Annotated in this window: 13 protein-coding genes; 5 read left to right on the top strand and 8 right to left on the bottom strand. The window is 57.2% G+C overall.

All coding sequences use genetic code 11. The features are described 5' to 3' along the window. Positions 1–27: 27 nt before the first annotated feature. Together WC859_03190 and WC859_03185 are read left to right on the top strand one after the other, a co-directional pair. Complete coding sequence (locus WC859_03190; protein MFA5975152.1) at positions 28–471, top strand: type II toxin-antitoxin system RelE/ParE family toxin; 444 nt, start codon at positions 28–30, stop codon at positions 469–471. Beyond that, entirely contained in the window at positions 455–772 is a 318-nt protein-coding gene (locus tag WC859_03185; protein MFA5975151.1) for a transcriptional regulator, read from the top strand. Before WC859_03190 ends, WC859_03185 begins: the two co-directional genes overlap by 17 nt. A gap of 17 nt (positions 773–789) precedes the next feature. Here WC859_03185 and WC859_03180 read toward each other — a convergent pair whose 3' ends face one another. Further along, entirely contained in the window at positions 790–1,425 is a 636-nt protein-coding gene (locus WC859_03180; protein ID MFA5975150.1) for an outer membrane beta-barrel protein, read from the bottom strand. 261 nt (positions 1,426–1,686) lie between these two features. Between WC859_03180 and WC859_03175 the strand changes: the two genes are divergently transcribed. Further along, entirely contained in the window at positions 1,687–2,658 is a 972-nt protein-coding gene (locus WC859_03175) for a cation:proton antiporter (protein MFA5975149.1), read from the top strand. Between the two features lie 210 nt (positions 2,659–2,868). On the opposite strand, the gene WC859_03170 is transcribed toward WC859_03175, so the two are convergent. Continuing rightward, the gene (locus WC859_03170; protein ID MFA5975148.1) at positions 2,869–3,363 is read right to left on the bottom strand and encodes a phospholipase D-like domain-containing protein; all 495 of its coding nucleotides are present in this window, start codon (positions 3,361–3,363) and stop codon (positions 2,869–2,871) included. A 285-nt stretch (positions 3,364–3,648) separates the two neighbouring features. Between WC859_03170 and WC859_03165 the strand changes: the two genes are divergently transcribed. Beyond that, the gene (locus WC859_03165; GenBank protein ID MFA5975147.1) at positions 3,649–4,476 is read left to right on the top strand and encodes a YihY/virulence factor BrkB family protein; all 828 of its coding nucleotides are present in this window, start codon (positions 3,649–3,651) and stop codon (positions 4,474–4,476) included. Between the two features lie 104 nt (positions 4,477–4,580). Here the strand turns inward: WC859_03165 and WC859_03160 are convergent, their stop codons facing one another. From WC859_03160 to WC859_03150, 3 genes are all read right to left on the bottom strand, one after another. Next, on the bottom strand, positions 4,581–6,173 hold the full coding sequence (locus tag WC859_03160; GenBank protein MFA5975146.1) for an FMN-binding glutamate synthase family protein: 1,593 nt from the start codon (positions 6,171–6,173) through the stop codon (positions 4,581–4,583). Between the two features lie 141 nt (positions 6,174–6,314). After that, a complete protein-coding gene (gene gltA, locus WC859_03155) occupies positions 6,315–7,724 on the bottom strand; it encodes an NADPH-dependent glutamate synthase (GenBank protein ID MFA5975145.1) in 1,410 nt (469 codons plus the stop codon). Continuing rightward, positions 7,679–8,542, bottom strand: coding sequence for a sulfide/dihydroorotate dehydrogenase-like FAD/NAD-binding protein (locus WC859_03150; protein MFA5975144.1), 864 nt, complete (start codon positions 8,540–8,542; stop codon positions 7,679–7,681). Before WC859_03150 ends, gltA begins: the two co-directional genes overlap by 46 nt. Before the next feature lie 145 nt (positions 8,543–8,687). Between WC859_03150 and WC859_03145 the strand changes: the two genes are divergently transcribed. Beyond that, positions 8,688–9,728: an acyltransferase gene (locus WC859_03145; GenBank protein MFA5975143.1), complete on the top strand. Its 1,041-nt coding sequence runs from the start codon at positions 8,688–8,690 to the stop codon at positions 9,726–9,728. On the opposite strand, the gene WC859_03140 is transcribed toward WC859_03145, so the two are convergent. Genes WC859_03140 through WC859_03130 form a run of 3 tightly spaced genes read right to left on the bottom strand, consistent with a single transcriptional unit; the run spans position 9,622 to position 14,923 of the window. Further along, positions 9,622–12,723, bottom strand: a complete 3,102-nt coding sequence (locus WC859_03140; protein ID MFA5975142.1) for an efflux RND transporter permease subunit — start codon at positions 12,721–12,723, stop codon at positions 9,622–9,624. The two genes, WC859_03145 and WC859_03140, sit on opposite strands and share 107 nt — an antisense overlap. Then, entirely contained in the window at positions 12,720–13,592 is an 873-nt protein-coding gene (locus WC859_03135; protein ID MFA5975141.1) for an efflux RND transporter periplasmic adaptor subunit, read from the bottom strand. The genes WC859_03140 and WC859_03135 overlap by 4 nt, the downstream gene beginning before the upstream one ends. Continuing rightward, a complete protein-coding gene (locus WC859_03130; protein ID MFA5975140.1) occupies positions 13,589–14,923 on the bottom strand; it encodes a TolC family protein in 1,335 nt (444 codons plus the stop codon). The genes WC859_03135 and WC859_03130 overlap by 4 nt, the downstream gene beginning before the upstream one ends. Between the last annotated feature and the right edge of the window lie 29 nt (positions 14,924–14,952).

Below are 14,952 nucleotides of genomic sequence, written 5' to 3'. Positions count from 1 at the left end.
GTCCCTGCTTCCTCTCTGAATAGTTCATTGCGATCTCTATCTAAGTCGGTAGGGCTCCGTCTCACTTGGTGGCTCGGAAAGAGGTTGCGGGAATGTCTGTTATACCGTACAATTTGGGTAACGCTCCGTGCTGAGTGGTTCGAAGGAGCTCCGGCCATATGTTCTGGTTGGCGGCCGGGTCCCGTTTCTGGATTGGCTGCGTGGGCTTCGGAACCCCAGGACAAGGGCGATCATACGCAATCGACTGGAACGGTTTGCGGAAGGAAACCCTGGCCATTGGCGGTCGGTCAGGGCGTTTTCGAGCTAAAGATATACTGGGGTCCTGGGTATCGGGTTTACTTTGGTTGCGATGGCCCACACATAATCATTCTATTGATCGGTGGCGAAAAGAGCACTCAGACACGGGATATTCATGAAGCGCAGAACTTCTGGCAAGATTACCAATGGAGAAACCATGGAACCAAGCATTAGCTACCATAAAGAACTTATTAAGGATTTGAAGAATCCCTGTGAAGCCTGCGCCTATCTCAATGCGGCGCTCGCAGAGGGGGACCGCCGACATTTCCTGGTTGCCCTGCGTAACGTCGCCGAAGCTCAGGGAGGCTTGCTGGCCTTGTCCCGCCGCACCCGCATGAATCGCGGCCATCTCTATCAGATCCTGTCGCGCGGGGGAAACCCTGAAATTGTGAGCCTTCACGACATCCTTCATGCTGTCGGTTTGGACCTGGCCATTGTCCCTAAAAAATTGGGCCAACACCCTGAAGCCGCCTGACTTAAATTTACTCGTATTTAGTATTTGATACCGGCTTTGACGCTGGTCGCGAAGAGGTTCAACGGCGCTCGGACGCTGTTTTGGCCGGTGGCGGCAGCGCCGGCGGGGGTCATTTCGTAGGTGTTTTTCAGGGATCCCTGGTAGCGGGCTTCAACGCCGATCAGCAGCCGATCGTTGAGCGCATAATCCAGTCCAAGGCCGTAGGCATACCCCAAGGTGTTCTTTGAATCCTTTAGAAGCTTTCTGGATTCCGACGTTCCCGTATCCGTCCAGGTGGAGTTTGGCACAGCGACCACCGAGAGGGAGTTTTGTGCCCAGCCGAGACCGCCGATAAAGTAAGGAACAAACCTGGATTGGGCGGATAGATCAGTCCTCAGCAGGACCAGGACCGTGGTTGCCTTTGATGTGATCGTCGAAAAAGCGTTCGGCACAAAGGTTTGCGACACATTGTCGTTTGATCTGAATTGGCCGCCGCCCAGGCCCCAGTAGGCCCTCTTGCCGGCCAGATGATGCAACAGGTTTGCGGACCATTCTGTGCCGCGCGCGCCAACCCGGTCGGAACGGTCTCCGGCCTGGATCGAACTCGATGGAAAACCGCGCCCCAGATTAAACTCAAGCTGGTTTTCCGAGGCCCTGCCGGGCTTCTCAGTCATCCACAGCCACGCCGCGCAAAAAGCAGTCCGGAATACCAAACGGGTTGATCGCATAATGATTGGACGATAGCATAATCTGCTTACACATCGGAACCCAAATTCTTAACTCATGATCGTCATTCCCCGCGGCCACTGGCGGGGAATCTATCAGTGATAAAAGGCAGGATGGATCCCCTGCCAGAGACCGCAGGGGATGACGTTTTTTTGCGAGGTCTTGTCAGATTATTGGTATAAATGCTTCAAATGCACGTTTCCCATTTTTTGACTAATCTGCTGATGATTCTGGTCAGCGCGAAGCTCTTTGGAAAGCTGGCGGAGTGTTGGAAACAGCCGGCGGTGCTGGGGGAGCTTTTCGGGGGCGTCCTCCTGGGAACTGGAGTGGTATCGTTTTTTCATCCAAATGATCCGGGGCTCTCGCTCGCGGCTGAGGCCGGGGTGATTCTTCTCCTCCTGGAGACCGGGCTCGACAGTGACTTGAAACAGTTGTTAAAAGCCGGTCCGGTCTCCTTTGCGGTGGCGTGTGTCGGGGTGGTGCTGCCCTTTCTCCTGGGGGTTGTGGTCATGCGGGGTCTGGGGCATGCGAGTCTGCCGGCGGTACTGGTCGGCGCGGCGTTGACCGCTACAAGCATTGGCATCACCGCGCGTGTTCTGACGGACATCGGAAAGCTCCAGACGCCGGAGGGGCAGATTATCCTGGGTGCGGCGGTGATCGACGATATCCTGGGGATCATCCTTCTGGCCGTTGTGCAGAGGCAGGCCTTGTCCGGGCCGGCGTCCTGGGGGCAGGCCGTGGGGAGCGTGCTTATCGTGGGGGCTTTTATGACCGGGATCCTTCTGGCGCAGACACCCCGGAAGGAGAAAATACACTCTTTCCTGAAACCCGCCGCCGGCATTTTTGTCCCGATTTTCTTTGTGATGGTCGGCGCCAAAGTGGATCTTCGTCCCTTTAATCCGTTTGTTGCGGCCTCCGCAGGCCTTTATGGTTTGGTTGTTCTGCTGATTGGGGTGGCGGTCATCGGGAAACTGGCGAGCGGCTGGGCGGTTTGGACGAAAGGCGTGGATCGCCTCAGTGTTGGTATCGGTATGATCCCGCGGGGGGAAGTCGGATTGATTTTTGCGCAAGTCGGGCTGGCCTCCGGTGTGATTCAGGGGCCTCTCTATTCGGCCCTCATCGCCATGGTGGTCGTCACCACGTTCATCACACCACCCCTCCTGAAAAAAGTCCTTCATTAACCTTGGTGTCAGTCACCTGGGATACTACTCAAATTCAATATGTTGGGTGTATCGTTTGTAGTGAGCTGCGCATTTCTGCCCCGATTTGCAATCCGGCACCACCGCTCTTTTTTATTCCTCCAGATCGGGCCCACTTCGAGAAACTTGATCGAAAACCTTCTACAGATAAGCTGAAATCACTGTCGCTAACCGGTGTCTGTCACCAAGGTGTTAGGGGAGGCGGGCGTAGTCAGCGGCGTGCCAGACGGCTTCGAATTCCTTCTGGAACTGTCGTACGAGGGTGGGCTCATCGGTGAAGAGTTGTTCGGCGGAGCCGGTTTCGCGCAGGGACCGGATGGAACGGTTATAGGAGGGGGTCAGCGCCAGAGAGCGGTCAAAAAGGACAAATTTGTCGTGCATCAGATTCCGGCCGTCTGCCGCGATTTTCTTGACCGCAACGCCCTCGCTCTTCAAAAACGCTTCCTGGCTTGACGGCTTATTGGAACGCGCTTCGTCGACAATCACCCGCACATCCACTCCGCGATGGGCTGCGGAAGCCAGAGCCTGCGCCATTTCCGGAGAGTTGATCTCATAAATAACGACCTGGATGGAGGAATGTGTTTCTGCGATCTGCGCCAAGATCTGGCTTCTCAGAGACGTTCCCCACGCCAACGATGGAATAAATCCAAGAAAGAGGAGGCTTTTAACGATGGAGGAGGGTTTCATGGCCCTCTGGATTTACCTCCTTTCCGACAGAAAAACAACGAACCGAAGGGTTAAGAATAGGGAACGGGAATGTTAACAGTAGATCCCTCCCCCTGATGAGGGGGAGGGTCTGGGTGAGGGTTAAAGTTGTGCCCTCACCCGCGGCTCCCCGCCAGACGTCCCGCGAGGCCTCGCCAGCAGTGTGGCGGGTCCCGTTGGTCGGCCTTGCCCTCTCCCTGCTGAGGGAGAGGGCAACAGATGCATTTTCACTAAAATTCTGTAGGATAATGGCGGGAGGGAACGATTTTGGAGATTCTCAAGAAAACCTATCACGAATGGCGAAAGGTCCGGCCGGAAATTCTGGCCGGCGGGTTGGCATATTTTGCCATCTTTTCCGTTACCCCGCTTCTGGTTTTGATCATCGGGATTCTCGGCCGTTTTGTTGCCCGGGCCGAGATCATGGCCCAGTTCGATGTGGTTATGGGGGAGCGTGTCGGGCATCTCATTCGGGGTTGGCTTTTGCCCAAGCGGGGGCACGGCCTGCAGACGCTGACCTTTTTCAGCGTTTCGATGCTTCTCTACGGCGCTTCCTCGGTCTTTGTTCAGCTCAAGGCCTCTCTCGACCATATCTGGCACGTGCCAGTCAAAACCCAACACGGGTGGGGCGCGTTTATTAAATCCACGCTGGTCCCGCTGGCCATGATCCTGGCCGCTGGTGTTTTTATTCTGGCCTTTACGGTGCTCGATACCGGACTGGGAATCGCTAACCGCCAGTTCGGCGGTTTCCTCCCCGGCATTGGCCGGGTCGCCTTCTGGAAGGGCCTCGGGCATCTCACCTCGCTGGCGCTGGTCACCCTGTTCCTGGGGGGGATATTCAAATGGGTGCCGGACGTGAAACTTCGCTGGCGACAGATCTGGCCCGGGGCGTTGTTGACCTCGGCTCTCTTTGATATCGGCAAAGTCGCTCTCGGGTTCTACTTCAGCCGGCGTTCCTACGGATCCCTCTACGGCGCGGCCGGATCGCTGATTGTCATCATGGCCTGGACGTATTTCTCCGCTCAGATTTTCTTTTTCGGCGCTGTTTTTACCCGCGTTTTTGCTCAAGCCCATTCAAAAGAAGACTACGTCCTCTAACACGGCGGCGTCCCCTTGAGGGGCTGACCTCGAAAACGAGAAAAGCCGGAAGGGCCTTGACGGGCCTTTCCGGCTTTCTCGGTGATCTGCGATCTAAACGGAGATCAGCTGTTGAGGATTGCCAGCGCTTCCTCCCGGTTGCACTCCATCAGGTACGGGATTCCCGTAACTTTCGCGCATTCGTCCGTCAATGACATCAAGTCGCTGCGGCTGATGGACGCCAGGTTGAAGCACCGCGCGCCGGCCATGAGCTGCTGCAGGCCGACATGCAGTTTGTCGATGTAACTGTAAATGCCGATCGCCCCCAGCGGGATTTTCTTGATTTCGGCCTTGCCGACCATTTCGGCAACCTGTTCGTAGCAGACGAAGATCTCCTCCGGGGTCGTGCCGTATTCGCTGACGGTTTTCGGCAGGCTCTTTTCTTCCAGCCATTGGGCGATGTTTTTCCCGACAATGCCCGGGATCATGAGAGCTCTCCCCATGCAGACCGCTTTCACATACGGGGATCCCAGAGCCAGCGCTTTGAAGAGGCCGTCTTCCGAGCTGAAGCCGCCCGCGAACGCCAGGTCCGGCACCTTTTCTTCCTTGTGGTGAAGCACCCGCGCGAACTCGGCGGCCGCGGCATGGAGATAGAGGGAGGGCATGCCCCATTCCTCCATCATCCGCCACGGGCTCATGCCGGTCCCGCCCGAGGCGCCGTCGATGGTCAAGAGGTCGATCTTGGCTTTTGAGGACCATTTGATGGCCATCGCCAATTCGCGCAGGCCGTAGGCCCCTGTCTTGAGCGTGATGCGCTTAAATCCCAGCGCGCGCAGCCGTTCCACTTCTTTATAGAACGCCTCCTCTTCGATGAACCCGAGACGGCTGTGCCGTTCGAATTCTTTCAGCGCGCCGTCTTTGACCGCCGCCTGATTGACGGGATCTTCCGGATCCGGCGTCACAATATACCCCCGCCGCTTGAGTTCCAGGGCCCGCTCCAGCGAATTGACTTTGATTTCTCCGCCGATGCATTTGGCTCCCTGGCCCCATTTGAGCTCGATGGTTTTAATCCCATGTTTGTCGATGATGTATTCGGCCACGCCCAAACGCGTGTCTTCGACATTCATTTGAATCAGGATTTCTCCGTCGCCTTTGTGGTATTTCCGGTAGGCTTCGATGCGCCGGTCCATTTCAGGAGAGCTCTTGATTTTTTTCTTCTTATCCAGCTCGAGCTTTGGATCAATCCCGCAGACATTTTCTCCGCACACAATGGTGATGCCGGAAAGGGCAGCGCCCACGGCAAAGTGATCCCAGTTTTTCCGGGCGATCTCCGTGGACCCGAGGGCCCCCGTGAAGACCGGCATGGTCATGCGAACGTTGGACTTCCATCCGTACTCGGTGGCGGTATCCACCGCCGGGAAGCGCGCGGTGTCCGGTCCCGGCTTGACCCCCGCCGGCAGCCCGCGGGCGCCGAGGGCATAACCCTGGATGTTGAGATGAGAATAGTCGACGGGATAATCCTTATCTCCGCCGGCCGTTACTTCGCCGAAAGGGCCTGGATAGATGAGTTCTCTTCCGCGGAACGTCGCTTTAAACACTTCGCAGTTGCCTCGGCAACCGTCCAAACAGCGAGAACAAAGGCCACTCATAGGAACAACACTTTTGGAACGGTTGAACGACCCAGTGGCGTCATTGGCATTGGGGGAACATAGGTTCATGGAAATGATCTCCTTTTAGTAGTGCGGTTTTAGCGCGACCCCCATCCAGGGCAAGATAGGTAGGACCGGATAGATGCGTCATTGCATCCAACGGAACATCCCGTGGGGATTCAGCGGATTCTATAACACTTCACGGAAGAATCAAACCTTATTCAAAAATTGATGGATGGCACGGGCCGCTTTCTTTCCTGCTCCCATGGCGGCGATGACCGTAGCAGACCCCGTGACAATATCGCCGCCTGCGAAAATGTCCGGAAGGTTGGTCTGCCCGGATTCGTTGGCTTTGATGGTTCCCTTCCGGCTGAGCTTCAGGCCCTCCACCGTTTTAAGGAGGAGCGGATTCGAGCCGCTCCCCACGGCCACAATAACGGTGTCGACCTCGATTTCAAACTCGGAGTTTTGAATGGGAACAGGGCGCCGGCGACCGCTCGCGTCGGGTTCCCCGAGTTCATTCTTGAGGCAAATCAGTTTTTTGACATGGCCATTGGCATCGCCGATAATTTTTACGGGAGACGTCAGAAGATGGAATTCAATGCCTTCCTCTTTGGCGTGATGGATCTCCTCCAGCCGTGCGGGCATCTCGGCTTCGGATCGCCGATAGACGATCGAGACCTTCTCGGCGCCGAGGCGCAAGGCTGAGCGGGCCGCGTCCATGGCCACGTTCCCTGCCCCGGTCACCACGACTTTCTTCCCCACTCGAATCGGCGTGTCGACCTCCGGGAACGTGTACGCTTTCATGAGGTTGATGCGCGTCAGGAATTCATTGGCCGAGTAAACCCCGTTGAGGTTCTCTCCCTCGATTCCCATGAAATGCGGCAAACCGGCTCCCGTTGAGATAAAAAACGCTTTGAAGCCTTCCGCGCGCAACTGGTCGATCGTCTTGATCTTGCCGATCACAAAATTAAGTTTGAGCTCCACGCCCAACTTCTGGATCGACTCCACTTCCCGCATGACGATTTCCTTGGGCAGGCGAAATTCCGGGATCCCGTAGGTCAGGACGCCGCCGGGTTTGTGCAGCCCTTCAAAAATCGTTACGCGGTATCCTTGTTTCGCGAGGTCCGCCGCGCAGGCGAGCCCGGCAGGTCCGGATCCAACGACCGCTACTTTTTCGAGAGGACCCGGCGTGGGGTTCTTCGGCTTGCGCGTGGCCGCAACGTTTCGCAATTCCCAATCCGCGGCAAATCGCTCGAGGTTCCCGATGTTGATGGGAGTTCCCTTTCGGACGAAAACGCAAAGCTTCTCGCATTGGTCTTCCTGGGGACAGACCCGCCCGCAGACCGCCGGCAGGTTGTTCGTGGTTTTGACGACAAAAATGGCGTCGTCAAAGCGCTTCTCCCGGATGGCCTTGATGAAACCGGGGATATCTATCTCGGCCGGGCAGCCTTTGATGCAGGGGGAATTCTTGCATTGAATGCATCGAGAGGCCTCTGCGATCGCCTCTTCGGCGGTGTATCCCAGGGGGACTTCGTTGAAATTCTTTATCCGTTCTTTCGGATCTTGTTCTTTCATCGGGGAGGGGTCGCTTGATTTTGATTCAGACCAATCCGGCATTGTTCTTCGTAGCGGTCCAGGGATCGCTTCTCCTGCTCTTTGTATTGCTGCAGACGGCGTGTCAGATCTGCGAAATCAACGGCATGCCCATCAAATTCAGGGCCGTCCACGCAGGTAAACTTGGGTTCCCCGTTCAACTGGATCCGGCAGCCTCCGCACATCCCGGTGCCGTCAATCATGATCGAGTTTAAGGAGACGAGCGTTTTCACCGCTTTGAGGCGTGTCACCTCGGACACCTTCTTCATCATGGGTACCGGGCCGATGGCAAAGACCACGTCATAGGAACCTTTATCCAGAAGCTCCTGTAGGACATCCGTCACGAACCCCTTCCGGCCGTAAGAACCATCGTCCGTTGTGAAATAGGTTGTGCGGCAGACCTCGCGAATTTCTTTCTCGCAGATCAGGAGGTCCTTGGTCCGGGCGCCGATGATGGCGGTCGCTTCTTTTCCGCTTTTTTGGAGGGCTTTGGCAATCGGATAAGCTTCCGCGGTGCCTACCCCGCCGCCGATCATGATCACGCGGCCCATGGAATCGATGTCGACCGCGTGCCCGAGAGGCCCGGCCACATCCAGGATCGAATCCCCCGGGTTGAGGGAGGAGAGTTTTCGGGTGCTGACGCCGGCGGCCTGGCACACCACGGTGATCGTTCCTTTTTGGGGGTTAAAGTCGAAAAGAGTTAAGGGAAATCGTTCTCCGCGTTCGTCAATCCGGAGGATGATAAATTGGCCGGCCCTGGCGGCTTCGGCGATCTCTTTCGCTTCGAACTCGAGCAGGGTAATCCCTGCATTCAGTTGTTCTTTTCTCAGGATCTTGTGCATTCTACTCCCTGCCTCTCCTCAATCCCTCTCGTTCGACCGACCGGCGAACACTTTAACATGATAATTTATCTGATTGGTCGAAAAATATCGCAAAGTCAGGTCATCTTCTTTCCGCTGTTCAAGAAATGCTCTAATTTTCAGCATTGTGACTCAAACTCCTTCGAAAGCCATTCAACACGACGCTGGACTCGACGGCTTGCGGGGACTGGCTATTCTGCTGGTCGTGGGGCAGCATTACCTGCCCCACGGGATTTCCTTTGACCCGACGGGCGGCCGTCTGGGCGCGGATGTCTTCTTTGTCCTGAGCGGTTATCTGATCACGCGCTCCCTTCGCCCTCTGGCCGAGGCGCCGCGGGAGTCCTGGCGGGAGCTGCTGGCCGTGTTTTACCAGCGGCGCTTTCGCCGTATCCTTCCACTTTTCTTAATCACGGTTCTTCTGGCGGCTTTGTTCCGCTTGGAGGAGCTGCGGCATCTTCCCTGGCATTTATCGTTTCTGAGCAATTGGCATTTTATCCGGGAAGGGCGCTTCTCGAGTCCGGGCGGTCCGTTGTGGTTTGTGGCGGTGATCATGCAGTTTTATTTGATCTGGCCCTGGGTCATCCGGTGGGCGGGATGGCCGCGCCTGAAAACAGTCAGCCTCGTCCTGGTGGCGCTGGGACTCCTGATCCGGACCATCGGAGGATTTTTCGATTGGCCGAAGATTGCGCTCGACATTATGACGCCAGGCGCTTTTGAAACATTCGGGGCCGGGGCGCTGCTGGCCGCCTGGCGGAACCGGAAATCGATTGAGCTTTTTGGATTGGGAGGATTAGGGTTGATTTTCCTGCGGCAGGTGTTTGCGGGGAGCCTTTTCGGGAACGGTTTTTCCCTGATGACCACAGAGTTATCACGAGCACTCATTCTTCTTTGGGTGACGGACCGTGTGTTGAATGAACGTGCGGATGGGTTCCAATCCTTCCTGAGCTGGCGGCCGCTGGTGGAACTGGGGCATCGCAGCTTCGGGATATATCTATCCCATGCCTATTGGTTGACGGCTGCTTTTCGCTACAGCGAAGGGAACGTCAGTCGAATTCTGGCTTTTAGTTTGACTCTTGTTTGGGCGGGCGTGGCGCTTCAAGGGACCGATACCGTTTTCGAAACCAGGTGTTGGCGTCGTCAAAGAGCGAGTAAGCGACCGGAGTCATGAGAAGCGTAATGAGCAGGCAGAGCGTCTGCCCGCCGATGATGACGGCGGCCATGGTCGCGCGGTTGGCCGATCCGGGCCCCCGGCCGAGCGCCACGGGGATCATGGCGGCGACGAGCACGAGCGTGGTCATGAGAATCGGGCGCAGCCGGGTTTTGTTGGCTTCGAGAATCGCTTCATAACACGGCATTCCCCTGGCCCGCAGGGTGTTGGTGTAATCTACCTGCAGGATGGCGTTTTTCTTCACGATTCCGAAAAGCATGAACAATCCCATGATTGAAAAGATCGTCAGGTTCTGGCCCAGAATAAACAGCGACAGCAGGGCAAAGGGAATCGACAGCGGCAACGATAGAAGAATGGTGATGGGGTGCAGAAAGCTCTCGAATTGTGACGCCAGCACCATGTACATGAAGATGAGCGACAACCCAAAGGCGATCAAAAATCCCGTAAACATGCGGCCCATTTCCCGGCCTTCGGCGATGAGCAGGGGTTTGTATTCGGGCGGCATGCGGAGATTTTTCACCAGTGCGTCCGCTTTGGCGATGGCCGCCCCCATCGGGACATCTTCCAGATTGGCGGTGATCGTGACCTGGCGCTGGCGGTTCATCCGGTCGATCTGGGAGGGCCCTTTGCGTTCGATGAGCGTCGAGATGTTGTCGAGGCGAACCAGCCCAACCTTGGAGGATGGTAAATAGAGTCCGGACACGGCTTCCGCGGTGTTGCGGTAATTTTTATCCACACGCAGGCGCACCTGGTAGAGTTCATCCCCTTCTTTGTATTTGGTGATGTCTTCTTCGCCTCCGACCATCGTTCTCAAACTGGAGGCGATGTCCTCCACTTTGACGCCCATGTCCTGGGCGCGGTCGCGCTCAATGCGCACCTGCAGTTCCGGCTTGGCGTAGCTCAGGGTGGTGTCCACGTCGACAAACCCCGGTTCCTTCTTGAGCCCATCCACAATGGCTCCGGAGTACTCCTGCAGCTTGTCGAGATCAGGGCCCACGAGCACGTAACTGAAGTCGGAGGTCGGGAAGTTGGTCCCGCCGATCAGGTCGACCTTACTGACGCTGGTCCGCAGGCCGGTGTATTTTTTGAGAGCCCGGCGCGCCATGGCCATGATCTCAAACTGGGAATGCCGCCGCTTGCCGATGGGTTGCAGGCGGACATAAATTAAACCATCGTTGACGTTCCGGCCTTCCCCTTCTCCAATGGAGGTGAGGAGGGTGCGCACGCCGGGCAGTCGCCGGATCTCCCGTTCGAGCTGCTTCATAATCTCATCGGTGGCCGTGAGCGACGTGCCTTCGGGTGCCTTAATCGTGATCTGCATTTCACTCGTGTCGTCGGGCGGCAGGAAGTCTTTGCCGATCACGAGGATGAGCGGCACGGTGGAAAGGATCACCGCGGCCGCACCCCCCACGACCCATCCCCGGTGCGCCAGAGCCCATTGAACGAGACGCCCGTAGCGGGTTCTGAGAACCTCGTTAAAGGCATCCACCCCTCGTTGCAGGGCACTGCGAGGACCTTGCCGGAGTTTGAGGAAACGCGAACAAAGCATGGGGGTCAACGTGAAAGCGACAAACAAGCTGACCATGATGGCGAAAGCCACCGTGAGTCCGTAACTCTTCAGGAAGCGCCCGACAATTCCCTGCATGTAGGCCAACGGCAGGAAGATAATGACAAGCGAAAGCGTGGTGGCCATGACCGCCAGGCCGATCTCACGGGTGCCGCTGGACGCGGCGGTCATGGGGACGATTTTTTCTTCCTCCATGTGCCGGAAGATGTTTTCCAGTACGACGATCGCGTCGTCAATCACCACGCCGACCGCCAGCGCCAGCGCCAGGAGCGTCATGGTGTCGAGCGTAAAATGAGCCAGGTCCATCAAAACGAACGTCGCGATGATCGAGGTCGGGATCGAGATAGACGCGATGATCGTGCTGCGCAGGTCGCCGAGAAAGAACAAGACCATGAGACTGGCCAGAAGAGCCCCCAGGATCAAATGCTCCTGCACCGTGCGGACCGAAGCCAGGATGAAATCCGATTGATCGCGCGTGACCTCCGCGTGAACCCCGGGAGGAAGTCCACCCGTCAGTTTTTCAAGCGCCGTCTTAACGGTTGTGATAACTTCCACGGTGTTCGTCCCCGATTGCTTCTGCACGATGAGCGAGATCGTCGGTTGGTCGTTCAGCCGCGCCAGGGAGCGGGGTTCTTCTTCGGTATCCTCGACCCGTCCGATGTCCCGGATGCGGACCGGCACGCCGTTAACGTTCGTGACGATGACCTTCTCGAAATCAGCGGAGGCGGCGATGCGGCCCAGCGTTCGCAGCACCAGTTCTCGTTGCCCCTGGTCCACGCGGCCTCCGGGAATTTCAATGTTCTGCTGGGTGAGAGCGTCCTTGACCTCTTTGCTGGAGAGCTTGAACGCCGCCATTTTCATCGGGTTCAGGATAATATGGATTTCGCGTTCCCGGCTGCCCACCATCGTAATTTTGCCGACGCCTTTGAGCCCCTCCAGGGGTTCTTTGATTTTCTTTTTGGCGGTTTCCGTGAGGTCGCGCAGCGAGCGGGAGCCGTTCACCGAAATGGACATGACGGGCGCCGCGCCCGGGTCGAACTTCTGAATAACCGGGGGGTCGGTTCCCTGCGGCAGCTGGCTGAGAATACGGTTGACGTTGTCGCGGACTTCCTGCGCGGCCACGTCCGAGTTCTTTTCCAGAACGAAGGAAACGAAGACCTGGCTGAGGCTTTCAAAACTGGTGGATTGAAGATCCTCAATTCCCGAAATGGTGTTGACCGCTTCCTCGATCGGTTTGGTCAGGGAGGTTTCGATCTCTTCGGGGCTGGCGCCTTTAAGGGTCGTCTGGATAATGACGAAGGGAAAATCAACGTTCGGGAACTGGTCCACTCCCAGGCGGCTGTAGGAAAAGAGACCGAGCACGACCAATGCGGCGATCATCATCACCGCGAAAACCGGACGTTTAATGCTGATGTCGGCTAGTTTCACGGATTTCCCTCGGTGACATCCACCGGGCTGCCGTCCTGGAGGCCAAACAGGCTGGACGTAATGACGGTGGCCCCCAGCGGCAGGCCATCGGTCACTTCCAGATAGCGTTCCGTGACCAGGCCGGTATGGATTTCCCGCTTCACCGCTTGGCCGTTCTGAACGAGGAACACAAAGGAACGCCCGTCGTCCATAACGGCTTCTTTGGGCACCGCCAGAGCCCCGGGCCGGCGAGTCGTCACCAGGGTCATCTTGGCAAACATGCCTGATCGCAGCCGCCGCGCGGTGTTGTCAATACGAACTTCAATCGGCGCGCTGCGTGTGGCCGTGTCCACCACCGGGCTGACGCGGGAAACCGTCCCCTGGAAGGATTGATCGGCATACGCTTCCACCTGGACGCGCGCGCCCTGCCCCAGAGAGATCTTCCCGACGTAACGTTCCGGGACATCCGCCTTCGCGATCACTTCCCGATCATCCACCACGAAGGCGATGGGGGTGTTCAGGGTCACATTGGCTCCCCTGTCGAGATAAATCCGCCCGACGACCCCGCCGAGCGTCGACGGAACAGGCGCCGCTTCGAATTTGACGCCGACCTCGTCGCGTTCGATGAGCGCGACGGATTGATCTTTTTCCACCGGGTCTCCCTCCCGCAGAAGGTTCTCTTTCAGTTTACCGGGAACGCGGGGGAAAAGCGTCGCTTCGTTGCGTGCCTTGAGAGAGCCGACCAGGACCAGGGTTTCCTCAAGTGTCCGGGCCATGACGCGCTCCACGCGGACCGGAAAGGCTTCCAGTCGCGGGGTTTCGTCCTTCCGGTGGCACGCGAGCAGCGATACGGCCAGAATGGAAATGAAAGGAATATGTTTTCGGTTCATGGCTGGACTCCTTGAAGCGATCCGCCGGCGGCCCTTTCGAGGGAAGCCAGACTGACCTGATAATCATGCGCGGCTTGAATATAAAGTGTTCGGACCCGGTTGAGGGCAAACGTCGCATCGTTGAGTTCCAGCTGGTTCGCCTGGCCTGCCCGGTAGCGGATTTCGGTGGCTTTGAGCGCCAAGCGGGCCTCTTCCACCGCTTCTTCCTGAGACTTCGCCCGTTCAAGCGCTTCGGTGATCGCCAACCACTGCCGGCGCACGTCCACCCGAACCGCTCGCTCGAGACGATCTTCCTGTTCCTTATCCCGCTGGTAGGCGACTCTCGCCTGGCGAACGCTTTCCCACTGGCTGCCGCCGGCAAAAAGGGGATAAGACAGTTTCAGGCCGCCGATCAGGACGGTCGCGCGCTCGTCTGCCGTTGGGGACAGATCATTGGCTTGAGCGACCCACTCCAGGCTTCCAAAAAGCGACAGCTTCGGCTTCATATTGGCCAGGGCGATGGAGATCAGATGGTCTGATACTTGGGTCTGCTCACGGGCGGCCTGAAGTCCCGGATGCCGCTGCAGCGCCATTTTCGAGACCGTCTCATAAGGAGGCGCCGGTTTATTCGGCGGAGCGAGTACTCCCAGGACCTGAAGCGGGCGATCGACGTCCAGGGTGAGCAGTTCCTGAAGGTTGATCAGAGCCATTTCGTGTAAATTTTTCGCCCGTATTAAATTCGCGGAGGTGTTGGCCACTTCCACGTCCTGGCGCCGGAGTGTGAGATCGCTGTCCAGCCCCTGGCGGAAACGCGCGCGGATCGTGTCGAGATGTTCCTGCGCGGAAGACAAATTATCCCGTTCAATGGCCACAGTGGCACTGGAGAGCAGGGCGCCGTAGAAAAGACTCTTGACCGCCAACGCTACGTCGTCTTGCGTGCTTTCAAGCAGTTTCTCTTGACCGTGAAGCCCATGGCGTGCCCCCCGAATTGTGGTCAAAACTTTCCCGCCTGAGTAGAGCGGTTGCTCAGCGGTGATGGCGGCATCAAACCCATTATCCCGCCCCGCCTCCATTTTCCCGCCGCTGAAAAAGGCCACTGGTTTCTGAATATTGCGCGAATACGTGGCGGTCAATCCGATTTCCGGGAGAGCGCCGCCGATCGCCTGACGGTAGCGGCTGTGAAAGTCGTCCAGGGTCAGGTGCGCCAGTGTCAGATCAACGCTTTTCTCTTTAGCCAGCTGCAGCGCCTGTTCCAGAGTAAGCATCAGCGGGGTCTCAGCCGCAGAAATGCAGGGCGCGAACGCTGTGCCGGTCAGAAGAACGAAGAATAAAATGCTTCTTTGTTTCATCATATGAACTATTCGAATCATGAAGTATAAAA

The sequence above is a fragment of the Elusimicrobiota bacterium genome (genome assembly GCA_041660185.1).
Lineage (GTDB): Bacteria > Elusimicrobiota > Elusimicrobia > 2-01-FULL-59-12 > 2-01-FULL-59-12 > JBAZWU01.
This window is presented reverse-complemented; position numbering and strand designations above follow the sequence as displayed.